The organism is Streptomyces sp. NPDC059994, from assembly GCF_042737755.1.
Lineage (GTDB): Bacteria > Actinomycetota > Actinomycetes > Streptomycetales > Streptomycetaceae > Streptomyces.
Genome location: NZ_JBHWUR010000117.1, coordinates 1 through 22,884, shown reverse-complemented (window position 1 = coordinate 22,884; position 22,884 = coordinate 1). Strand labels below are relative to the sequence as shown.

Annotated in this window: 14 protein-coding genes; 8 read left to right on the top strand and 6 right to left on the bottom strand. The window is 71.9% G+C overall.

Going from position 1 to position 22,884, the window contains the following annotated elements:
- Window positions 1-62 precede the first annotated feature (62 nt).
- Both ACFWA7_RS34470 and ACFWA7_RS34465 read right to left on the bottom strand, forming a co-directional pair.
- A complete protein-coding gene (locus tag ACFWA7_RS34470; RefSeq protein ID WP_385827007.1) occupies window positions 63-1,631 on the bottom strand; it encodes an NADH-ubiquinone oxidoreductase-F iron-sulfur binding region domain-containing protein in 1,569 nt (522 codons plus the stop codon).
- Window positions 1,628-2,947, bottom strand: coding sequence for a hypothetical protein (locus ACFWA7_RS34465; protein WP_385549098.1), 1,320 nt, complete (start codon window positions 2,945-2,947; stop codon window positions 1,628-1,630). Before ACFWA7_RS34465 ends, ACFWA7_RS34470 begins: the two co-directional genes overlap by 4 nt.
- Window positions 2,948-3,394: 447 nt before the next feature.
- Between ACFWA7_RS34465 and leuS the strand changes: the two genes are divergently transcribed.
- The 5 genes from leuS (at window position 3,395) to ACFWA7_RS34440 (ending at window position 12,089) form a co-directional block, all read left to right on the top strand.
- Complete coding sequence (gene leuS, locus ACFWA7_RS34460) at window positions 3,395-6,268, top strand: leucine--tRNA ligase (protein WP_385827005.1); 2,874 nt, start codon at window positions 3,395-3,397, stop codon at window positions 6,266-6,268.
- Between the two features lie 158 nt (window positions 6,269-6,426).
- Window positions 6,427-7,257, top strand: a complete 831-nt coding sequence (locus ACFWA7_RS34455) for a hypothetical protein (RefSeq protein ID WP_385827003.1) — start codon at window positions 6,427-6,429, stop codon at window positions 7,255-7,257.
- 165 nt (window positions 7,258-7,422) lie between these two features.
- Window positions 7,423-8,268: a DegV family protein gene (locus ACFWA7_RS34450; RefSeq protein ID WP_385549089.1), complete on the top strand. Its 846-nt coding sequence runs from the start codon at window positions 7,423-7,425 to the stop codon at window positions 8,266-8,268.
- Window positions 8,269-8,856: 588 nt separating this feature from the next.
- Entirely contained in the window at window positions 8,857-9,546 is a 690-nt protein-coding gene (locus ACFWA7_RS34445) for a helix-hairpin-helix domain-containing protein (RefSeq protein ID WP_385827001.1), read from the top strand.
- Entirely contained in the window at window positions 9,543-12,089 is a 2,547-nt protein-coding gene (locus ACFWA7_RS34440) for a ComEC/Rec2 family competence protein (protein WP_385826999.1), read from the top strand. Before ACFWA7_RS34445 ends, ACFWA7_RS34440 begins: the two co-directional genes overlap by 4 nt.
- Window positions 12,090-12,679: 590 nt before the next feature.
- Here the strand turns inward: ACFWA7_RS34440 and ACFWA7_RS34435 are convergent.
- On the bottom strand, window positions 12,680-12,928 hold the full coding sequence (locus tag ACFWA7_RS34435) for a hypothetical protein (protein WP_385826997.1): 249 nt from the start codon (window positions 12,926-12,928) through the stop codon (window positions 12,680-12,682).
- A gap of 106 nt (window positions 12,929-13,034) precedes the next feature.
- On the opposite strand from ACFWA7_RS34435, the gene holA reads away from it, so the two are divergent.
- Complete coding sequence (gene holA / locus ACFWA7_RS34430; RefSeq protein WP_385549077.1) at window positions 13,035-14,021, top strand: DNA polymerase III subunit delta; 987 nt, start codon at window positions 13,035-13,037, stop codon at window positions 14,019-14,021.
- A gap of 739 nt (window positions 14,022-14,760) precedes the next feature.
- On the opposite strand, the gene rpsT is transcribed toward holA, so the two are convergent.
- Window positions 14,761-15,030 (bottom strand): 30S ribosomal protein S20, encoded by a 270-nt coding sequence (rpsT, locus tag ACFWA7_RS34425; RefSeq protein ID WP_371652668.1) that lies wholly within the window; start codon window positions 15,028-15,030, stop codon window positions 14,761-14,763.
- A 208-nt stretch (window positions 15,031-15,238) separates the two neighbouring features.
- On the opposite strand from rpsT, the gene lepA reads away from it, so the two are divergent.
- A complete protein-coding gene (lepA, locus tag ACFWA7_RS34420; RefSeq protein WP_385548055.1) occupies window positions 15,239-17,104 on the top strand; it encodes a translation elongation factor 4 in 1,866 nt (621 codons plus the stop codon).
- A 191-nt stretch (window positions 17,105-17,295) separates the two neighbouring features.
- Window positions 17,296-19,176, top strand: coding sequence for an AMP-dependent synthetase/ligase (locus ACFWA7_RS34415; protein WP_385548058.1), 1,881 nt, complete (start codon window positions 17,296-17,298; stop codon window positions 19,174-19,176).
- A 231-nt stretch (window positions 19,177-19,407) separates the two neighbouring features.
- Here the strand turns inward: ACFWA7_RS34415 and ACFWA7_RS34410 are convergent, their stop codons facing one another.
- Together ACFWA7_RS34410 and ACFWA7_RS34405 are read right to left on the bottom strand one after the other, a co-directional pair.
- Complete coding sequence (locus tag ACFWA7_RS34410; protein ID WP_385548060.1) at window positions 19,408-19,989, bottom strand: two-component system response regulator; 582 nt, start codon at window positions 19,987-19,989, stop codon at window positions 19,408-19,410.
- A 9-nt stretch (window positions 19,990-19,998) separates the two neighbouring features.
- On the bottom strand, window positions 19,999-22,884 hold a 2,886-nt coding region (locus ACFWA7_RS34405; protein WP_385826994.1), incomplete at its 5' end, for an ATP-binding protein.

Below are 22,884 nucleotides of genomic sequence, written 5' to 3'. Positions count from 1 at the left end.
ACAATAAAGAAGGCGGCCACCCGATCCGGGTGGCCGCCTTCTTGCCGTTACGGCTCAGCGGGTCAACTGCGGCCGCTTCCCAGGGCCTTGCGGGCCGGGGCGGTCAGCGCGGGCAGTTCGGCGGGCGCCCCTTCGATCCGCAGCGCCAGCGCGGGGCACCGGCGCACCGCACGCTGCGAGCGCCCCTGCAGATGCATCGGGACGGTCGCGTCGGCCACCGCCGGGTAGCCGTCGGCGCCCAGCCGGATCAGCTCCGGGATGAGATCCGCGCACAGCCCGTGCCCCTCGCACAGCGTCCAGTCGACCAGCACCTTCTCGCCGCTGGGGATGCCCTCCTCCTGGTAGCCGTCGCCAGGCAGCGGCAGCAGGCCCAGCGTGGGGCGACCGCAGCCGCCGCCCAGGACGTGCGCCGCCAGATCGTCGGTGAACGCGTTGATGGTGGACGCCAGGAAGCGGGCCGAGCCGTCCGGGTGCTTGCAGGCACCGCGCCCCTTGACCGCGCCCGTCACCTCGCGCAGCGCCTCCAGGGCGGCCGGGCCACCGCCGTTCATGACGTCCGCGAGGCCGCCCGCGGCGGCCGGCAGACCGAGCCGGCACGGGCCGCACTGGCCCGATGTCTCGGCCGCCAGCCAGTTGGCGATCCGCAGCGCCTCGCCCAGCGGACAGGTATCCGGCCCGATGGGCAGGATCGCGCCCGCGCCGAGCGCGCCGCCGAACGCGGCGAGCGACTCCCGCGAGATGACCGCGTCGTGCGCGGCGGCCGCGTCCAGCCAGCTCCCGTGGTAGCCGCCGGTCAGCACGCCCTGCGGCACGGGCGGCGCCCCCGCCAGCTGGAGCACGTACCGCAGCGGTACGCCCGTCGGCACCTCCACCACCATCGGGCGGGCCACCGCCCCGGAGAGCGTCAGCAGGACCGTCCCGGGCTCGGTGGGCAGCCCGGAGTGGCTGTATCTGCGCGGGCCGACCCGGGCGGCCAAGGCGAGCTGCGCGTACGTCTCCGCGTTGGACAGCAGCGTCGGCGCGCCCCCGATGCCGGTGTCCGAGGCGCGCACCTTGCGCCCCGGCGGCATCGCGGGCCCGCCGCCCGCCGCCCGGATCACGGACGAGGCCTCGCCGGAGATCATCCGCTCCGGAGTGCGCACCACGCGCGCGCGGAGCGCGGTCCCGCGCCGGTCGGCCAGACCCCGCTCGGCGAGGGCCGCACGGATCGAGGCCTCCGTGGAGTCCCGGGTGACGGCGACGACCAGGGTGCGGGCGCCGAGGGCCTCAGCGGCCAGCAGAGCGCCGTCCAGGACCAGATGGGGGGCGCGGTTCACCAGGACCGTGTCCTTGCGGCAGGCGGGCTCTCCCTCGCTCGCGTTGACCACGACGACCGGGCGCACCCCCCGGCGTATCGCGGACTTGGCGACCGCCCGCAGTTTGCGGGCGAACGGGAACCCGGCGCCGCCGCGCCCGTTGAGCGAGATGTCCTCGGCGAGCTGGGCCAGCTGCTCGCCGGGCACCGGCTCCAGCGGCCCGTGCACCTTCAGATGCATGTCGAGGCCGAGGCGCTCGACGAGGTCGAACCCCGCCGTCAGTTGCGGGAGTCCGACGACCCGCACCTCGGGGACGTCGGGCAGTGGCGCGTTCACGGGCGGTCTCCTGCGGGGGTTTGCCAGGGCTCACCGGCGATGGGCTGGTAGAACGGGCTGGGCTGGGGGGAGGGTTCGGGCTGCGGCGCGCCGGTCCCGGGGAGCGGTCCCGGGGTCTCGAAGGCGGCGCCGTTGTCCCCGTAGGGGACGGTGGGCAGCGGTGCGGTCTCGTCGAAGCCGCCGAAGTCCGCGCCGCCGAGACCTGCGCCGCCGAGGCCCGCGCCGCCGAAGTCGGCGCTGTAGTCGGTGCCGCTGTAGCCCGTGCTGTCGTAGGCCGCGCCGCCGAGGTCGGTGCCGCCGAGGTCCGCGAAGCCGTTCTCCTGGAGCGGCATGTTCTCCGGCGGACGCGGGGTGGGCGTCGGCCAGCTCGGGGCGTACTGGGGCGGTGCGGGGGCCAGGGAGACCGCACGGTAGGCGGCCGAGATGCCGGGCGCCGGGGCCGGCCCTGGCACGGCACGCGGCTGCTCGGCCCCGTAGAGCTCCTGCGGCTCGTACGGGTCGGCCGAGAGCGGGTCGGCCGGTTCGCGCTCGGCGGTGAAGCGGTCGGTCGCGAACGCGTCCGTCGGGTACGGATGCGGCGCGGGCGCCTGATAGCGCGGCGAGGTGGGGTCCGCCGGGTGCGGCTGGGGGGTCGAGGCGTCCGGGGCGACCGCCTGGGCTGCCTCCACGCGCGCGAGGAGCGGCGCCAGCCGCCGGGTGATGCGGCGGCGCACCGGGCGCGGCAGCGAGCGGACGACCAGGGCGCCGGCCACACCGGCCAGCGAGAGGCTGTAGAGCGTGACGACCCAGCCGGCCGCCTGACGGCCCGCGTACAGGCCGTGGACCAGCGCGAAGCACCAGGCCGGGTAGGCCAGCATGTGCACCGAGCGCCAGTAGCCCGCGACGCGGTCGGGGTTGGCGAAGGCGCTGCGCAGAGCGCCGGTGGCGGCCGTGACGACCATGAGGACGGCGGCGAGCGAGCCGAGGCCGATCAGGCCGTCCGAGCCGGTGACACCGAGCCCGAAGGGCACCAGGGCGCCGAGCAGGCCCACATGGCCGACCGCGATCTTGACGGTGACGTGCACCAGGAGGAAGCCGATCGAGGACACGGCGGTCGTGCGGTGCACAGCCTGGGAGACGAGCCGGTGGCGCGTCGTCATCAGCAGCCGGTCGGTGGCGAGCAGGCCCCAGACGACCGAGGACGTCAGGCAGACCAGCGAGAGGACACCGGTGGTGAAGTCCAGCGCGGCACGGAAACCGCCGCCGGTCGTGGCGGCCAGCACCGGTATGAGCACCGTCGAGGCGACCAGGAGCGCGCCGGACGATCCTCCCTTCACCCGTCCCTTGAGGGACGGGATTTTCAGTGTCGGGGTTGAGCGGGGACTGTGAGGGTTCATGGGGCAACTCCGAAACGTTCAGCAAAGTGGTCCCGTGGCCGCATGCTAAGTCGCCGCTTACCAAGCGGTACGGCGTTTGATTGGTTGCCCCAGAAGAGGTCGGAAGAGGTCGGTACGCGGAGTAACCTCTGTCGGCTGGGCTCGTTGGGGCGCCTCCTGAACGCTCGGTGTGCGCCCTTGTGAACGCTCAGTGCGGGCCGTGTGGGGCCTGCGGTACCCTGACGCCATGCGTGCCGTACGCCTTCTGCTTAGCGAGCCGCGCTGATCAGTCCCGACCGATGAAAAGAGCCGGTCGGAATCGGCGCGGCGTCCCCTCCTGTGCGAGGGGCTTTTTCGTTTGGTGAATCGCAGCCGCTGGCAGAGACGATCGATGGAGCTTTAAGGATCATGAGCGAGACGAACCCCGCTGCCGCAGAGCCGGTAGCGCCGCACCGCTACACGGCCGCCATGGCCGCCGACATCGAGGCACGCTGGCAGGACTTCTGGGACGCCGACGGCACCTACGCGGCGCCGAACCCCAGCGGTGACCTGGCCGGGGACCCGGCCGTCGTCGCACGGCCCAAGAAGTTCATCATGGACATGTTCCCGTACCCCTCGGGCGCGGGACTGCACGTCGGCCATCCGCTGGGCTACATCGCCACGGACGTCTTCGCCCGCCACCAGCGCATGACCGGCCACAACGTGCTGCACACGCTGGGCTTCGACGCCTTCGGCCTGCCGGCCGAGCAGCACGCGGTCGCCACCGGCACGCACCCCCGGGTGTCGACGGAGGCCGCCATGGACAACATGAAGCGCCAGCTGCGCCGGCTGGGGCTGGGCCACGACAAGCGCCGGTCGATCGCCACGATCGACCCGGAGTACTACAAGTGGACCCAGTGGATCTTCGTCCAGATCTTCAACTCCTGGTACGACACCGACGCCCAGAAGGCCCGTCCGATCTCCGAGCTGGTCGCCCAGTTCGAGAGCGGCGAGCGTCAGGCTCCCACTACGCGCGCGTGGAGCGAGCTGAGCGCCGCCGAGCGCGCCGAGGTCCTGGGCGGCTACCGCCTGGCGTACGCCTCGGACGCGCCGGTCAACTGGTGCCCGGGCCTGGGCACCGTACTGGCCAACGAGGAGGTCACCTCCGACGGCCGCTCCGAGCGCGGCAACTTCCCCGTCTTCAAGGCGAAGCTGCGCCAGTGGAACATGCGCATCACCGCCTACGCGGACCGCCTGCTGGACGACCTGGACGCGCTGGACTGGCCGGACGCCATCAAGCTGCAGCAGCGCAACTGGATCGGCCGCTCCGAGGGCGCGCGCGTGGACTTCCCCGTGGGCTCCGAAGGCGACGCGATCACCGTCTTCACCACCCGCCAGGACACCCTGTTCGGCGCCACCTACATGGTGCTGGCGCCCGAGCACGAGCTGGTCGACGCGATCGTCCCGGCCGCCTGGCCCGAGGGCACCCACGAGGTGTGGACCGGCGGACACGCCACCCCCGCCGAGGCCGTCGCCAAGTACCGCGCCTTCGCCGCCTCCAAGTCCGACGTGGAGCGCCAGGCCGACGCCAAGGAGAAGACCGGCGTCTTCACCGGCGCGTACGCGGTCAACCCGGTCAGCGGTGACCAGGTCCCCGTCTTCATCGCGGACTACGTCCTGATGGGCTACGGCACCGGCGCGATCATGGCCGTCCCGGCGCACGACACCCGTGACTTCGCCTTCGCGCGCGCCTTCGAGCTGCCGATGCGCTGTGTCGTCGAGCCGTCGGACGACCGCGGTACCGACGCCTCGACCTGGGACGACGCGTTCGCCTCGTACGACGCCAAGCTGGTCAACTCGACGGGCGCCGAGATCTCCCTGGACGGCCTGGGCGTCGTCGACGCCAAGGCGAAGATCACCGACTGGCTGGCCGAGCGCGGCATCGGCGAGGGCACCGTCAACTTCCGCCTGCGCGACTGGCTGTTCAGCCGCCAGCGCTACTGGGGCGAGCCCTTCCCGATCGTCTATGACGAGGACGGCGTCGCCCACGCGCTGCCCGAGTCGATGCTGCCGCTGGAGCTGCCCGAGGTCGAGGACTACTCGCCGCGCACGTTCGACCCGGACGACGCGGACACCTCGCCGGAGACGCCGCTGTCGCGCAACGAGGACTGGGTCCACGTCACCCTGGACCTGGGCGACGGCCCCAAGGAGTACCGCCGCGAGACCAACACCATGCCCAACTGGGCCGGTTCCTGCTGGTACGAGCTGCGCTACCTGGACCCGCACAACAGCGAGAAGCTGGTCGACCCGGCCATCGAGCAGTACTGGATGGGACCGCGAGAGGGGCAGCCGCACGGCGGTGTCGACCTGTACGTCGGCGGCGCCGAGCACGCCGTGCTGCACCTGCTGTACGCGCGCTTCTGGTCCAAGGTCCTGTTCGACCTGGGGCACGTCTCGTCGGTCGAGCCGTTCCACAAGCTGTACAACCAGGGCATGATCCAGGCGTACGTCTACCGGGACAGCCGAGGCTTCCCGGTCGCGGCCGCCGAGGTCGAGGAGCGCGACGGCAAGTTCTTCTTCGAGGGCGAGCCCGTCAAGCGCGAGCTGGGCAAGATGGGCAAGTCCCTGAAGAACGCGGTCACTCCGGACGAGATCTGCGCCGAGTACGGCGCGGACACCCTGCGCCTGTACGAGATGGCGATGGGCCCGCTGGACGTGTCGCGGCCGTGGGACACGCGCGCGGTGGTCGGGCAGTACCGCCTGCTGCAGCGGCTGTGGCGCAACATCGTCGACGAGACGACCGGAGACGTCACCGTCACCGACGCCGAGCCGGACGAGGCGACCCTGCGTGCCCTGCACAAGGCGATCGACGGCGCCGGCGGCGACCTGGCGGAGATGCGCTTCAACACCGCCATCGCCAAGATCACCGAGCTGAACAACCACCTGACCAAGGCGGGCGGCGCGCTGCCGCGCTCGGTCGCGGAGCCGCTGGTGCTGCTGGTGGCGCCGCTGGCCCCGCACATCGCCGAGGAGCTGTGGCGCAAGCTGGGCCACCAGGACTCGGTCGTCCACCAGGACTTCCCGGTCGCCGACCCCGCGTACGTCGTGGACGAGACCGTGACCTGCGTCGTGCAGATCAAGGGCAAGGTCAAGGCGCGCCTGGAGATCCCGCCCACCATCTCCGACGAGGAGCTGGAGAAGCTGGCCCTGGCCGACGAGGCGGTCGTCGCGGCGCTGGGCGGCGCCGGGATCCGCAAGATCATCGTGCGGGCGCCGAAGCTGGTGAACATCGTTCCCGCGTGACAGATCACGGGTGACAGCTCCTGCGTGACAGCTCCCGCGTGACGGGCTAGCGGTAGTGGGGGTTTCCCCTACGGGCAGGTTGGGGGTTCCACGGGAACCACCAGCCTGCCCGTTCCGTTTACGGTGGAGGGAAGCCGACCGACACCGAGGGGACGTTCATGGAAGCCGCGATCGCGATCCTGGCGCTGATGTTCGTCGCCTTCGCCGTGCTGGGCGTGTACCTGGCGGTGAAGGCGGTCGGCGCCGCCAAGCGAGGAGTGGAGCGCACGGTCACGCAGGCCCGCAAGGCCGTCGAGGACACGACGCTCCGGGCCAAGAGCATGGGCCAGGTCGGTGTGGCCGGAGAGCTCGCACAGCTGCGGCTCTCGCTGCGCACCTCGATGCGGGCCACCCAGGACTCGCTGCACGCACGCGTGGAGCAGGACGAGTCCCTGAAGGAGTCGCTGAGCCTCTTCGAGCGGCTGAGCGGCCATGGACGCGAGCTGGACGACGAGCTCAAGCGCCTGGAGCGCGAGCCCGACAAGCGGCGCGTGGGCGAGCGGATGCCGGAGCTGCGCGAGCGTACGGAGCGGATCACGCACGCGGCGGACTCGCTGCGCTGGGCGGCCCGCGACCGGGCCCAGCAGTTCGCCGACGACGACCTGGCGGCACTGAGCGCGGAGATCGAGGTCGAGTCGGGGGCGCTGCGGGACTGGGCGACGAAGGGGCCGACCACGGGGGAGACCACGGGTGTGCCGGGCGGGATACCCGGATCGGCCCCCAACGCCCCGGCCTCCGCCTCGCCGGCCCCTGTGGCGGGTGGCGCGGCGCGCGCCTCGTGGCCGCGGGCGTCCGGAGAGCAGGCCTCGGCACAGAGCCGGCCCGAGTCGGCCACGGTCGTCGACGCGGCGGCCCGGACGGCGTCCGACGCCCCACAGGCGATCGGTGCGGCGAAGCCCGCGCCCGTGTACCCGTGGCAGAAGACGGCCAAGCCGGAGACGACGAACTGAAGCGCAGGAACTGGGCCTGGGTTCCCTGGCGGCCCGCTGCCGCCCGGGCGAGGGCGCACGGCCCGGGTGTCGACACACGTCCGAACCGGTCAAGGCAGGTCCGAACCGATCATTGGACCGGGGCCGGGCTGCCGTGTAGCGGCCCCGGCGGGTAACCTCCCGCTCATGTCCCGCCATGTCGCGATCGTCACCGATTCAACGGCCTACCTGCCGCCGCAGACGATGGAGCGGCACGGCATCACCGCGGTGCCGCTGACCGTCGTCCTCGGCGACCAGGCGCTGGAGGAGGGGACCGAGATCTCGGCCCGCTCCCTCGCTCTGGCCCTGCAGAAACGCCGCTCCGTGACCACCTCGCGGCCCAGCCCCGATGTGTTCGCCGCCGCCTATCGGGCCGCGGCCGAAGCCGGCGCCACCGGGATCGTCTCGCTGCACCTGTCGGCCGAGTTCTCGGGTACCTACGACGCCGCCGTGCTGGCGGCGAAGAGCGCGCCGGTGCCGGTACGGGTGGTGGACACCGGGATGGTCGCGATGGCCCTGGGCTTCTGCGCGCTGGCGGCAGCGGAGGTGGCCGAGGCGGCCGGCACGCTCGACGAGGCGGTGGCCGCGGCCGAGAAGCGCGCGGCGGGCACCTCCGCCTTCTTCTACGTGGACACGCTCGACTATCTGCGCCGGGGCGGCCGGATCGGGGCGGCGCAGGCACTCCTCGGCTCGGCGCTCGCGGTCAAGCCGCTGCTCCAGCTGGAGGGCGGCCGCATCGAGATGCTGGAGAAGGTACGCACCGCCTCGAAGGCGATTGCCCGGCTGGAGGAGATCGTCGTCGACCGGGCCGGTACGAGCCGGGTGGACATCGCCGTGCACCACCTCGCCGCGCCCGAGCGCGCGGCGACGCTTGCGGACCGGCTGCGGGAGCGGGTGCCGGGGCTTGCGGATCTGCACGTCAGCGAGGTCGGCGCGGTGATCGGGGCGCATACGGGGCCCGGGCTGCTGGGGGCGGTGGTTTCGCCGCGCTGAGGCCGATGGCCGACGCGTGGCCCGCCGGACGGGCCGCACGTCGGGGTCGGCGGACCGGCGCGTGCTACCCGTACGGGTGACGGAGATATCCACAACCGCTGGGATATCCACGGGAATTGGGCCTGCTCAGCGGGGTCGGCCGGAGCTGCCTACCGTCGTGGCATGGCTATCCGATCACCACGCATCGTAACGAGCGGGCCGGGCCGTGCTCCGGGTTCGGACGGCCGTGCCCGCCATGGTCACGGTCGTCGCACACGCGGCGCCCAGGTCCGGGCTTCCGCCGGAACGGCCGCGCGGCGGCGGGCGGAGGCACTGCTCCCGGCGCCCTCGCCGACTGCCCCATCGTCGCCGGTCCCGCCCTCGTCGACCAACCCACCATCGCCGGTCGCGCCCACGGCGGCACCGCCCCGGCGCCCGTTCCCCGGTTCGATCCCCACTGCTGTTCCTGTTCCTGCTCCTGCTCCTGGCGCTGCCCCTGCCTCTGCTCCTGACCTCGCCCCTGCCCCGACGCCGCCAACTGCGGCCGCTGGAGCTGGGTTCCCAGGCGTACGGGAGCGGGTCCGGGCGGCGCTGCGGGAGCGGTTGCCGGTGTGGGTGCAGGTGCGGTGCGGGCTGACGCCGAGGAGTCTGGCCGCGCTGAGCGTGGTGCTGATCGTGGCCGTGGGGTTCGCCGTGCAGCACTTCTGGGCGGGGCGGCCCGAGCCCGTGCGCGCCCCGGAAAGGGTGACGGGACCGGCGCCTCCCGTTCGGACGGTGGGCGCCGGCCCGGCCCCCACGCCGAGCCCGCTGACGGCGACCGGGGTGAGTGGGGCACCCGGGCCATCTCCGAGCGGGGGCATCGTGGTCGACGTCAGCGGCAAGGTGCGGCGACCGGGGATTCGCCGGCTGCCTCCGGGGTCCCGGGTCGCGGACGCGCTGGCTGCGGCGGGCGGGGTACGGGACGGGGTGGATGTCACCGGACTCAACCGGGCGCGGGTGCTCATGGACGGCGAGCAGGTGGTCGTGGGCGTGCCCGGCACGGTACCGGGCCCGGCCGCACCGGTGGCGGGCGGTGGGGGGATTGCCGGGGCGGGTGCGGCGGCGGGGGCGCCGGTCAGTCTGAGCTCCGCCACGGTGGATCAGCTCGACGCCCTGCCGGGGGTGGGTCCCGTGCTCGCCCAGCACATCGTCGACTACCGCGCCCAGCACGGCGGTTTCCGGTCCGTCGACGAGTTGCGGGAGGTCAATGGGATCGGTGACCGCCGGTTCGAGGACCTCCGGCCCCTGGTGCGGCCATGAACCGTCCCGTGATCCATGTCGAGTCCGGCAACCCGCTCGGGGCCGCGAACCCTCACCGAGAGGGCCCGCCGGACCTCCGCCTGGTCCCGCCGGCGGTCGGCGCCTGGGCGGCTGCCGCAGTGGCGCTCAATGCCCCGGTGGGATGGGTGGCTTGGGGGATCGTGGCGTTCCTGGCGGTGGCGGGGGTGCTGCTGGGGCCGACGATTCGGCGCTGGGGGAGCGGAGCGGGAGGCAGGGCCGGCCCATGGGGCGGGGCCGGTCCCGCACCGCCCGTCCCCACGGCGCAGCGGGCCGGGCCCTGGTGGGCGAACCGGGTTGCCGTCGCCGCCGTACTTCTGTGCGCGGCCGCCGGGGCGACCGCGAGCGCGCTGCACGTGGCCGAGGCCCGGCGGGGTCCGGTTCCCGAGCTCGCGCGGCAATACGCGCACGCCACCGTCGAGTTGACCCTGACCTCCGACCCGAGGCCGGTCCGGGCGCGGGCGGCGTGGGGCGGGCGGTCGGTGGTGATCCAGGCGCTGGTCACCCGGGTCGTCGGGCCGGACGGCGGCGGCAGCCGGGTGCGGACGCCGGTCCTGGTGACCGCCCCGGAGCCGTGGCAGCGGCTGCTGCCCTCGACGCGGGTGCGCGTGTCCGCCCGGCTCGCGCCACCGAGGCCGGGTGACAAGTGGGTGGCCGCCGTGGTGCGGGTGCCCGAGCGGGCGGCGCCGCAGGTCGTGGGGGAGCCAACCGCATTGCAGCGTACGGCGGGTGGGCTGCGGGCCGGGTTGCGGGAGGCGGCCGACGGGCTGAGCCCGGATGCCCGGGCGCTGCTGCCGGGGCTGGTCGTCGGGGACACCTCTCGGGTCACGCCCGAACTGCGGGACGCCTTCGAGGCGACCGACCTCACGCATCTGATGGCGGTGTCGGGCAGCAACCTGGTGATCGTCCTCGTGCTGCTGATCGGACCGCCCGGCCGGGCCTCGCTGGCCGAGCGGGGCGGTCTGGCCCCGCGCCTCGGCATCTCGCTGCGGGCGACGGCGCTGCTCGGCGGGGTGATCACCGTGGCGTTCGTGGTGGTGTGCCGGCCGGAGCCGAGCGTGCTGCGCGCGGCGGCCTGCGGACTCGTCACGCTGCTCGCCATCGCCACGGGCCGCCGCCGATCATTGATCCCGGCGCTGGCCGCCGCCGTACTGGTCCTGGTGCTGTACGCCCCGGAGCTGGCGGGGAGTTACGGGTTCCTCCTCTCCGTCCTGGCCACGGGGGCGCTGCTCACGATCGCCCCGGGGTGGAGCGAGGCGCTGCGGCGGCGCGGGGTGCCGGCCAGGCTCGCGGAGGTGCTGGCGGCGGCGGGTGCGGCGCAGGCGGTGTGCGCGCCGGTGGTGGCGGTGTTCGCGGCGCGGGTGAGTCTGGTGGCCGTCCCGTGCAACCTGCTGGCGGAACTGGCGGTGGCCCCTGCCACGGTGCTGGGGTTCGCGGCCCTGGCCGTGGCGCCGGTCGCGATGCCGACCGCCGAGCTGCTGGCCCGGTGCGCGGGCTGGCCGACGGGGTGGATCGCCGACATCGCCCGGACCGGGGCGGCGCTGCCGGGGGCGCAGACGGGGTGGCCGGGCGGCTGGGGCGGTGGGGCCCTGCTCGCCGGGGTCACCGTCGGCGCGGTGTTCCTGGCCAGACGGCTGCCCCGCCACCCGTGGGTGGCCGCCGGGTGCGCGCTGCTCCTGCTGCTCGCCGTGGTGCGTCCCGCCCCGCTCACCAGGATCGTCACCGGGTGGCCGCCGCCGGGCTGGGCGTTCGCGATGTGCGATGTCGGGCAGGGCGACGCCACGGTGCTGGCGGCGGGGGAGGGTACGGCGGTGGTGGTCGACGCGGGGCCCGACCCCGTTCCGGCCGACCGGTGCCTCAGAGCCCTGGGCGTCACCCGAATTCCGCTGCTCCTGCTCACCCACTTCCACGCCGACCACGTGGCCGGTCTTGCCGGGGTGTTGCGCGGCCGGGCCGTCGGGGTGATCGAGACGACGACGTTCGAAGAGCCGCCGGACCAGGCCCGGTTCGTGCGGAGGACCGCTGCCGAGGCGGGGGTGCCGGTCGTCCCGGTGGAGCCGGGGGAGCGGCGTGCGGTGGGCGGCCTCACCTGGGAGGCGCTGTGGCCGCAGCCTCCGCCGACGGTCACGCCGGACGGGCCGAACGACGCCAGCGTCACGCTGCTCGTCCGGGCCGGAGGGCTGACCCTCCTGCTCCCCGGCGACCTCGAACCGCCCGCCCAGCAGGCCCTGTTGCGGGCGCACCCCGAGCTGCCGCCGGTGGACGTCCTCAAGGTCGCCCACCACGGCTCGGCCCACCAGGACCCGGCCCTGCTGCGCGCGATCCGGCCCCGTCTGGCGCTGATCTCGGCGGGGAGGGGCAACCCGTACGGCCACCCGGCGCCCGCCACGGTGTCCCTGCTCGCCGATTCCGGGGCGCGGGTGCTGCGTACGGACACGGACGGCGCGATCGCGGTGACCGGGAGGGGGAGCGGGAGCGGGGCGGGGAGTGGGCTGACGGCGGTGCCGCTGGGGCATAGCCCATGACGGCGGGCGGGGCCCCGGGCCACGCGGCGGGAGGCCCGGGAGCAACGCGACGGGGCGTAAGCCGGCACGCGTAACCCGACTCGGCGCAACCCGGCCCACGTAACCCGGCGCGGGGCAGCCCCATCGCATGGCAGTCCTTGGCGGCGCGCCCTCGGCCCTTGATGCCCCCGTTGCCGCCCGTCCGGTGTAACCGGGGGTAGCAGTTCGGGCCTATCGGACAGAGTTGCCCAACACATCACAGGGGCCCTGTTTGCCGCGAACAGGTCGACAGTGAACAAATGCATCTTCGTCAAGGGCCGCGAGTGCTGCCGTGGCGAGGATGTCCCGGCCGTGCGTGGTCCGGAAGTTCCTTCTCGCACGGGGGTGTGCGCACCGTGCTCAGCCGCTGGCCCGGCAGCCGTCCGACCGCCCCTTCCCGTACGGCCCGTACGGCCCGGAGCGGCACTCTCGCGGCGGTTACCGTTCCGTCGACGGCCGTCGGCGCACGGCCGGGGGTCGTGCCGAAGGCCGGGTGAGCTGTGGGGCGCGCCCGAGGCGGGTGAGGCTCGGTCGTGCTCGCGGCCTGCGGGCCACAGCGCCTCCGGCCCGCGCTACGGCGCCTCCAGCCAGCCCTCGTACTCCTCCGCGAGTTCGTGCAGCGCCGCCGGGTCGAGGCGGTGGTGCGGGTCCTCGATCACGACCAGCCACTGGGCGTCCTCGGCGTCGTCCTCGCCGGCCAGGGCGTCGCGGACGAGCTGGGGCTCTTCGGCAAGGCCGAAGCGGGCGGGGAGTTCCTCGGCCACCTCGTCGGCGGCGTCGCGGTCGGGCAGCACCAGTACGTGTCGGGTCACATCGCTCACCTGGACATTCTCCGGTACGGGGAGGGGTGAGGGGAACGGCTGCCGGGGCTGCCGGGGACGCTCTCCGTGGGGGCGCTGTCAGTGGCGCGTGGGATGCTGGACGGCGATGGCCACCAGGAAGAATTCCACCGACGATCCGCTCGTTCCCCTCACGCTCGCCGTGGGCCAGGAGGACCTGCTGCTCGACCGCGCCGTGCAGCAGGTGGTGGCGGCCGCACGGGCCGCCGATGCCGACACCGATGTGCGCGACCTCGCCTCCGACCAGCTCCAGCCCGGCACGCTGGCCGAGCTGACCAGCCCTTCGCTGTTCGCCGAGCGCAAGGTCGTGGTCGTACGGAACGCGCAGGATCTGTCGGCGGACACGATCAAGGACGTGAAGGCGTATCTCGATGCGCCCGCCGAGGAGATCACGCTCGTACTGCTGCACGCGGGCGGCGCCAAGGGTAAGGGGCTGCTCGACGCGGCGCGCAAGGCGGGGGCGCGGGAGGTGGCGTGCCCCAAGACGACGAAGCCGGCGGAGCGGCTGACGTTCGTGCGGTCGGAGTTCCGGGCGCTGGGGCGTTCGGCCACGCCCGAGGCCTGCCAGGCGCTGGTCGACTCGATCGGCAGCGATCTGCGGGAGCTCGCCTCTGCGGCGTCGCAGCTGTGCGCGGACGTGGAGGGGACGATCGACGAGGCGGTCGTCGGGCGCTACTACACCGGGCGGGCCGAGGCGTCGAGCTTCACGGTCGCGGACCGGGCGGTGGAGGGCCGGGCGGCGGAGGCGCTGGAGGCGCTGCGGTGGTCGCTGTCGACCGGGGTGGCGCCGGTGCTGATCACGAGTGCGCTGGCTCAGGGGGTGCGGGCGATCGGGAAGCTGTCGTCGGCCCGGGGCGGGCGGCCCGCCGATCTCGCTCGGGAGCTGGGGATGCCGCCGTGGAAGATCGACCGGGTGCGGCAGCAGATGCGGGGGTGGACGCCGGACGGTGTCGCTTTCGCCCTGCGGGCTGTGGCTGAGGCGGATGCGGGGGTGAAGGGCGGGGGGGACGATCCCGAGTACGCCCTGGAGAAGGCGGTTGTGGCTGTGGCTCGGGCCGCGCGGGCTCGGGGGTAAGGGGTTTTGCCCCACCCCGCCCCTTCGCCTAAACCCTCCGGGGGTGGGTGGGGGTGGAGGTGGGTTTCCCGGGGGCGGCGCCCCGGACCCCCCTGGCGGGGGCTCCGCCCCCTGCACCCCGCCCCGGGGCTGCGCACCCCGGCCCGCTGCGCCCCCGGGCCCCCAGCAGGGTGGCGTGTGGGAGGAAGGGGAGGGGCCCCTGGGGCTTCGCCCCAGACCCCAGCGGAGCTGCGGCCCCGGCACCCCCTCGCGGCCCCGGCACCCCCTCGCGGGGCCTGCACCCCCTCGCAGGGCCCCCGTCCCCCGCCTCGGCGCTCCGCCCCGGACCCCCTGCACCCCTGCACCCTCTCCGGGACCCCGGAACCACCAGCGCCCCGGCGTACGCGCTGCGTCCCCGCCCCCCTGCACCTGTTTGGGGCCTCCCCTGTACCCCTGCACCCTCTCCGAGACCCCGGAACCACCAGCACCCCGGCGTACGCGCTGCGTCCCCGCCCCCCCCCGCACCTGTTTGGAGGCTCCCCCCAAACACAAAAAACCCCGCCCCCGCCCAGCCGGACGGAAACGGGGTCTTGCTCAAGCTGTTCGCCGCACCCGCGTGGCGAACGCAGGCCGCGTGCGGCGGTGGTGCAGGTACCGGGAGGGAGCGGAAGAGAGGGCCCGCTGGGTCCCTGCCGGTGGTCTATCAAGTGGTCAGCCGGGGAGACTGGCCAGGCGAGCGGCCCGGGGGCCGGTCACTTGGTCAGGCAGCCTTGAGAGCGACAACCTTGTGGGCCAGCGCCGACTTCTTGTTGGCGGCGGCGTTCTTGTGGATGACACCCTTGCTGACGGCCTTGTCCAGCTTCTTGGAGGCGGCGCGGACAGCCGTGTCGGCCGCCTCGACGTCGCCGGCCAGGACAGCCTCGCGGGCCTTGCGGATCGCGGTCTTGACCTCGGACTTGACGGCCTTGTTACGCAGGCGCGCCTTCTCGTTGGTCTTGTTCCGCTTGATCTGGGACTTGATGTTCGCCACGAAAGAGCCTTTTCAGGTTCGATGTATCAGATGGTTGTGACACTCGCCGGCTGAGAGGGCAGACGAGGCACAGCTGCCCAGGTTACCAGCCGTCCAGCTGGCGGCCCAAACCGAGCGCAGTCCCGTTCCCATGGGACGATGGGGGCTACGTATCGATCCGACATCGCCCGAGACGAGACGCCCCGCGTCTCAAGAATCAGGACCCTGCGTGCCCGCGACGCCTCACAACGTGCCCGAGCCGAGCCGTACCGACCCGGCTCTGATCCGCAACTTCTGCATCATCGCGCACATCGACCACGGCAAGTCGACCCTTGCCGACCGGATGCTCCAGCTGACCGGTGTGGTCGATCAGCGGCAGATGCGCGCCCAGTACCTCGACCGTATGGACATCGAGCGTGAGCGTGGCATCACGATCAAGTCTCAGGCGGTCCGGCTGCCCTGGGCTCCCACCGAGGGGGCGGACCAGGGCAGGACGCACATCCTGAACATGATCGACACCCCGGGGCACGTGGACTTCACGTACGAGGTGTCGCGGTCGCTCGCCGCCTGTGAGGGGACCGTCCTCCTCGTCGATGCCGCTCAGGGCATCGAGGCGCAGACCCTGGCGAACCTCTACCTCGCCATGGAGAACGACCTCACCATCGTTCCCGTGCTCAACAAGATCGACCTTCCCGCCGCGCAGCCCGAGAAGTTCGCCGAGGAGCTGGCCAACCTCATCGGGTGCCAGCCCGAGGACGTGCTGAAGGTCTCCGCCAAGACCGGTGTCGGCGTGGACGCGCTGCTCAACCGTGTGGTGCGCGAGGTGCCCGCGCCTGTCGGCGTCGCCGACGCGCCCGCCCGCGCGATGATCTTCGACTCGGTCTACGACTCGTACCGGGGCGTCGTCACGTACGTCCGTGTCATCGACGGTCAGCTCAACAAGCGCGAGCGGATCCGGATGATGTCCACCGGCGCCACCCACGAGCTCCTGGAGATCGGCACCAACTCGCCCGAGATGCTGCCCGCCGACGGGCTGGGCGTGGGCGAGGTCGGCTACCTGATCACCGGTGTGAAGGACGTCCGCCAGTCCAAGGTCGGTGACACCATCACCTCCCTGCACAACGGCGCCACCGAGGCGCTCGGCGGATACAAGGACCCGAAGCCGATGGTCTTCTCGGGTCTGTATCCGCTGGACGGGTCGGACTACCCGGACCTGCGTGAGGCCCTCGACAAGCTGCAGCTGAACGACGCCGCGCTGGTGTACGAGCCGGAGACCTCCGCCGCGCTGGGCTTCGGCTTCCGTGTCGGTTTCCTCGGGCTGCTGCACCTCGACGTCATCCGCGAGCGGCTGGAGCGCGAGTTCGGGCTCGATCTGATCGCCACCGCGCCGAACGTGGTCTACCGGGTCGTCCTGGAGGACGGCAAGGAAGTCACCGTCACCAATCCGAGTGAGTTCCCGGAGGGGAAGATCTCGGACGTGTACGAGCCGGTCGTGCGCGCCACGATCCTCGCGCCCAGCGAGTTCATCGGCTCGATCATGGAGCTCTGCCAGACCCGGCGCGGCACCCTGATCGGCATGGACTACCTGTCCGAGGACCGCGTCGAGATCCGCTACACGCTGCCGCTCGCGGAGATCGTCTTCGACTTCTTCGACCAGCTGAAGTCCAAGACCCGGGGCTACGCCTCGCTCGACTACGAGCCCACCGGCGAGCAGTCCGCCAGCCTCGTCAAGGTCGACATCCTGCTGCACGGCGACAAGGTCGACGCCTTCTCGGCCGTCACCCACAAGGACGCGGCGTACGCGTACGGTGTGCGGCTCGTCGCCAAGCTGCGCGAGCTCATCCCCCGGCAGGCCTTCGAGGTGCCGATCCAGGCCGCGATCGGCTCCCGGGTGATCGCCCGCGAGACCATCCGCGCCATCCGCAAGGACGTCCTCGCCAAGTGCTACGGCGGTGACATCTCCCGTAAGCGGAAGCTGCTGGAGAAGCAGAAGGAAGGCAAGAAGCGGATGAAGATGGTCGGTTCCGTGGAGGTTCCGCAGGAGGCCTTCATCGCGGTGCTGTCCAGCGACGAGTCTGCGAGCAAGAAGAAGTGACCGGCGAGTAGCCCCCTGCGCCACGACGGACCCCCGCTCTTCGGAGTGGGGGTCCGTTCGTTATGAAACCACCTTCCGATGCCCCTTACGCGTCGGGCGGGAGCGCTCTACTCTGATCACGGCCCGATGGTTACTCGCCAGTTAAACAAGAAGCAGCCGCAGCCCTGCCGCAGGCCAGCCCGGAGGACGTCGTGAGCGACACACAGACCTTGATCGAGAACCGGCCACCGTCCGTGGCGGCCCTCTTCGTCCAGCGGGTGGAGGCCACCCCGGACCTGGAGGCCTATCGCCATCCGGTCCCGGCCGCCGAGGGTCCCGAGGAATGGAAGTCGCTGAGCTGGGGGCAGGCCGCCGAGCGGGTCTACGCGATCGCGGCCGGGCTCGCCGATCTGGGCGTGACCTCCGAGCAGCGCGTGGCGCTCTCCTCCTCCACCCGCATCGAGTGGATCCTCGCGGACCTCGGTGTGATGTGCGCGGGCGGCGCGACCACCACCATCTACCCGCAGACCAACGCCGAGGAGTCGGCGTACATCCTGGGCGACTCCGAGAGCCGGGTGCTCTTCGCGGAGAACGCGGCCCAGCTGGCCAAGGCGCGCGAGCGCCGCACCGAGCTGCCGGACCTCCAGCACGTCGTGGTCTTCGACGCGGCGGGCGCCGAGCCGGTCGAGGGCGACCCCGAGGGCTGGGTGCTCACCCTCGCCGAGCTGGAGGCGCGCGGCGCCGCGTATCTGGAGAAGCACCCGGACGCGGTCAAGGAGCGGATCGCGGCCATCACCTCCGACCAGCTGGCCACGCTGATCTACACCTCGGGCACCACCGGCCGCCCCAAGGGCGTACGGCTGCCGCAGGACAACTGGTCGTACATGGCGAAGGCCATCGCGGCGACCGGGCTGATCAGCGGCGACGACGTGCAGTACCTCTGGCTGCCGCTCGCGCACGTCTTCGGCAAGGTGCTGACCTCCGGGCAGATCGAGGTCGGTCATGTGACGGCCGTCGACGGCCGGGTCGACAAGATCATCACGAATCTGCCGATCGTCCAGCCGACGTACATGGCGTCGGTGCCCCGGATCTTCGAGAAGGTCTACAACGGGGTCGCCGCCAAGGCGCGGGAGGCCGGCGGCGCCAAGTACAAGATCTTCCAGTGGGCGGCCGAGGTGGCCCGCGAGTACGCGAAGGCCAGCCAGGACAACTTCCGGCGCACCGGTAAGGCCTCGGCGCCCTTCGGCCTCACCGCCAAGCACAAGGTCGCGGACGCGCTGGTGTACGCGAAGATCCGTGAGGCGTTCGGCGGACGGCTGCGCGCCGCCGTGTCCGGCTCGGCCGCGCTCTCCCCCGAGATCGGCTTCTTCTTCTCCGGCGCCGGGATCCACATCCTGGAGGGGTACGGGCTCACCGAGACCAGCGCCGCCTCCTTCGTGAACCCGGGCGAGGCCTACCGCACGGGCACGGTCGGCAAGCCGCTGCCCGGCCTTGAGGTGCGCATCGCCGACGACGGCGAGATCCTGCTGCGCGGCCCCGGCATCATGGAGGGCTACCACAAGCTGCCCGAGAAGACAGCTGAAGTCCTGGAGTCCGACGGGTGGTTCCACACCGGGGACATCGGGGAGCTGTCGCCCGACGGCTATCTGCGGATCACCGACCGCAAGAAGGACCTGATCAAGACGTCCGGCGGCAAGTACATCGCGCCGGCCGAGGTCGAGGGCCAGTTCAAGGCGGTCTGCCCGTTCGTCTCCAACATCCTGGTGCTCGGCGCCGACCGGAACTTCTGCACCGCGCTGATCGCCCTCGACGAGCCCGCGATCCTGGGCTGGGCCAAGGACCACGGGGTCGGCGGCTCGTACGCCGAGGTGGTCGCCCACCAGGAGACGGTGGCGCTGATCGAGGGCTATGTGAAGCGCCTCAACGAGGGCCTGCAGCGCTGGCAGACCATCAAGCAGTTCCGGCTGCTGCCGCGCGACCTCGATGTGGAGCACGGCGAGCTGACGCCCAGCCTCAAGCTGAAGCGCCCGGTCGTGGAGCGCCAGTACAAGGAGCTGATCGAGGACATGTACTCGGGCGCCAAGGAGGCGTAGCCGTACGGTTCGGGGCGCGTCGGGTATCGGCTGGGGGTACGGGGGTTATTCCCCGGGAAATTGCGGCCTCGGGCGCCAAGGAGGCGTAGCCGTACGGTTCGGGGCGCGTCGGGTATCGGCTGGGGGTACGGGGGTTATTCCCCGGGAGAGTGCGGCCTCGGGGTCCAAGGAGGCGTAGCCGGTACGGTTCGGGGCGCGGGAGAGGCTGCCTGCGGCCTGGACCGTACCGGCTCAGCCCCGCCCCTTCCTCATGTCCCGGATGATCTCCTCCAGGGCCGTCAGCTGGTGATGCAGGTCGCCCGGCTCGGCCAGATCGGCGCGTATCAGCTCCGCCTCGATCGCCGCCAGCCGCTGCGCGATCTCGCCGAGCTGCTTCTGCTCGCGCGTCAGCAGCCGCTCCAGCTGGCGGCTCTTGCGGTGCAGCTCCAGGAACACGTTCACCTTGGCGCGCAGCACCCAGGGGTCGAACGGCTTGGTGAGGAAGTCCGCCGCGCCCGTGGCGTACCCCCTGAACGCATAGCCGCTGTCGCCGTCCGTGCCGGTCAGGAAGATGATCGGCACGTCCTTCGTCTGGTCGAGCCGCTTGATGTTGCTCGCGGTCTCGAAGCCGTCCATGCCCGGCATCCGTACGTCGAGCAGCACCACCGCGAACGTCTGCCGCAGTAGCGCCTTCATCGCCTCCTCGCCCGAACGCGCCCGTACCAGCGGCTCGTTGAGCGAACCCAGGACGGCCTCCAGTGCGATCAGGTTGTCCTCCATGTCGTCGACAAGGAGGATGCTCGCCCGGTCGCCGGGCGGTGCCGCTGTGCTCATCGTGTCGCCTTACGTGGTCGGCGGAGTGGCGGCGGGCTCGCCGGTGCCGCTCGACTGCTCCGGTATGGACGCGCTCCCCGGGCCCTCGCCCTCCGGGTCGAGCAGGGCGCAGACCACGGTGAGCAGCCGGTCCACGTCGACGGGCTTGGGTACGTATTCGTTGGCGCCCTGGGCGATCGACTTCTCGCGGTCGCCGGGCATCGCCTTCGCGGTGAGGGCGACGATGGGCAGATCGGTCCACAGGGGGCTGCGGCGGATGGCCTCGATCGTCTCGTACCCATCCATTTCCGGCATCATGATGTCCATCAGGATCAGCTCGACCTCCGGGTTGCGCTCCAGGGTCTCGATGCCCTCGCGGCCGTTCTCCGCGTACAGCACGGGCATTCCGACGCGGCCGAGCACATGGGTGAGCGCGAAGACGTTGCGGATGTCGTCGTCGACGATCAACACCCGTCGGCCCGGCAGCACTTGGCCCGCGCGGCCCTGCTTCCACTCGTCCAGCTTGGTGGTGGTCGGCCAGTCGTCGTCCTGGTCGGGCAGCAGCATGTGCTCGGAGGAGAGCGGCTCGGCCGGGTCGGCGGCGAACTCCGGGGGCTGGTCGAGGTCGCCCATCACATGGCCGGGGTAGAGCACCGGCACGTACAGCGTGAAGGTGGAGCCGCTGCCCGGCTCGCTCTCGGCGACGATCCGGCCCCCGAGCAGGCCCGCGATCTCGCGGCTGATGGAGAGGCCGAGGCCGGTGCCACCGTACTTGCGGTTGGTCGTCCCGTCGGCCTGCTGGAACGCCTCGAAGATCACCGGGAGCTTCTCCGGTGCGATGCCGATGCCGGTGTCGGTGACCGCGAAGGCGATCAGATCGTCCGCGCCGCCCAGCATCGCGTCGTCCGGGTCCTTGATCCGGTTGACGCGGAGCTCGACGCGGCCGGAGGAGGTGAACTTGATCGCGTTGGAGAGGAGGTTGCGCAGGATCTGCTGGAGCCGCTGCTCGTCCGAGAACATCTCGCGCGGCACGTCCTCGCCCACCGCGACCTCGAAGGCGAGGCCCCGGTCGATGGTGATCGGGCGGAAGGTGGCGTGGACGTAGTCGAGCACCTTGATGAGCGGCAGCTTCTTGGGCCGTACGTCCATCCGGCCGGCCTCGATCTTCGACAGGTCCAGGATGTCGTTGATCAGCTGGAGCAGGTCGGAGCCGGAGCGGTGGATCGTGGTGGCGAACTGGACCTCCTGGTCGGAGAGGTGGTCGTCCGGGTTGTCGGAGAGCAGCCGGGCCAGGATGAGCAGCGAGTTGAGCGGGGTGCGCAGCTCGTGCGACATGTTCGCCAGGAACTCCGACTTGTACTGGGAGCTGGTCGCGAGCAGCGCGGCCTTCTCCTCCAGCTCGGCGTTGGAGCGTTGCAGCTCGGCTTGCTGGCGCTGGAGTTCGTCGGAGCGCTCCTGGAGCTGGATGGCGAGCCGCTGGGACTCGCTGAGCAGGGACTCCGTACGGGAGTTGGCGATGATGGTGTTGATCGCGACGCCGATGGTGTTCACGAACTGGTCGAAGAACGCCAGGTGGACGTCGGAGAAGCGGGAGAAGGAGGCCAGTTCGATCACACCGAGGAGCTTGTCCTCGAAGAGGATCGGGATGATGACGACGCTGGCGGGGGGCGCTTCGCCGAGACCTGAGCTGATCTTGATGTAGTCGGGCGGCGCCTCGTCGAACAGGATCCGCTTCTTCTCCAGGGCCGCCTGCCGGACCAGTCCGTGGCCCGGCATGCCGGTGGTGTCGACGGTCGCGGCCTGGGCGGAGCCGTACCCCGCGATGAAGGCCAGTCCCTTGGTCGTCGACGTCGTACGGGACGGGGTGCCGTCGGCGTCGGGGTCGGCCAGGAAGAAGGCGCCGTACTGCGCGTTCACCAGGGGTGTCAGCTCGCGCAGGATCAGGTCCGCGACCTCCATCAGGTCGCGGTGGCCCTGCATCAGACCGGCCAGCCGGGCCAGATTGGACTCCAGCCAGTCCTTGGCGCGGGTCGTCTCGCGGAGGTTGGACACCATCAGGTTGATGTTGTCCTTGAGATCGGTGACCTCACCCCTGGTCTCCACGGTGATCGAGCGGGACATGTCGCCCTGGGCCACCGCCGAGGCCACCTCCGCGATCGCGCGGACCTGGGTGGTGAGGTTGAGCGCGAGCTCGTTGACGTTGGTGGTCAGGCGCTTCCACGTGCCGTACACGCCCTCGACCCGGGCCTGGCCGCCCAGCTGGCCCTCCGAGCCGACCTCGCGGGCGACCCGGGTGACCTCGGAGGAGAACGAGGAGAGCGTGTCGACCATGGTGTTGATGGTGGTCTTCAGCTCCAGGATCTCGCCGCGCGCGTCCACGTCGATCTTCTTGGAGAGGTCGCCCTGGGCCACCGCGGTCGCCACCTGGGCGATGTTGCGGACCTGCGAAGTCAGGTTGTCGGCCATGTAGTTCACGTTGTCGGTGAGGTCCTTCCAGACCCCGGAGACACCGAGGACCTGGGCACGCCCGCCGAGCCGCCCGTCCGTGCCGACCTCGCGGGCGACGCGGGTCACCTCGTCCGCGAACGCGCGCAGCTGCTCCACCATCGTGTTGACGGTGTCCTTGAGTTCCAGGATCTCGCCGCGCGCGTCGACGGTGATCTTCTTGGAGAGGTCGCCGTTGGCGACGGCCGTCGTCACCTGGGCGATGTTGCGGACCTGGGAGGTGAGGTTCGACGCCATGAAGTTGACGTTGTCGGTGAGGTCCTTCCAGACCCCGGAGACCCCACGGACCTGCGCCTGGCCGCCGAGGTTGCCTTCCGTGCCGACCTCTCGGGCGACCCTGGTGACCTCGTCGGCGAAGGCGGAGAGCTGGTCGACCATGGTGTTGATGGTCGACTTGAGCTCCAGGATCTC

Excerpts from the sequence above, each read along its gene's own strand:
- holA (WP_385549077.1), top strand. The coding sequence starts at position 13,035 with ATGGCCACCAGGAAGAATTCCACCGACGATCCGCTCGTTCCCCTCACG.
- ACFWA7_RS34440 (WP_385826999.1), top strand. The coding sequence starts at position 9,543 with ATGAACCGTCCCGTGATCCATGTCGAGTCCGGCAACCCGCTCGGGGCC.
- leuS (WP_385827005.1), top strand. The coding sequence starts at position 3,395 with ATGAGCGAGACGAACCCCGCTGCCGCAGAGCCGGTAGCGCCGCACCGC.
- ACFWA7_RS34410 (WP_385548060.1), bottom strand. The coding sequence starts at position 19,989 with ATGAGCACAGCGGCACCGCCCGGCGACCGGGCGAGCATCCTCCTTGTC.
- ACFWA7_RS34450 (WP_385549089.1), top strand. The coding sequence starts at position 7,423 with ATGTCCCGCCATGTCGCGATCGTCACCGATTCAACGGCCTACCTGCCG.
- ACFWA7_RS34455 (WP_385827003.1), top strand. The coding sequence starts at position 6,427 with ATGGAAGCCGCGATCGCGATCCTGGCGCTGATGTTCGTCGCCTTCGCC.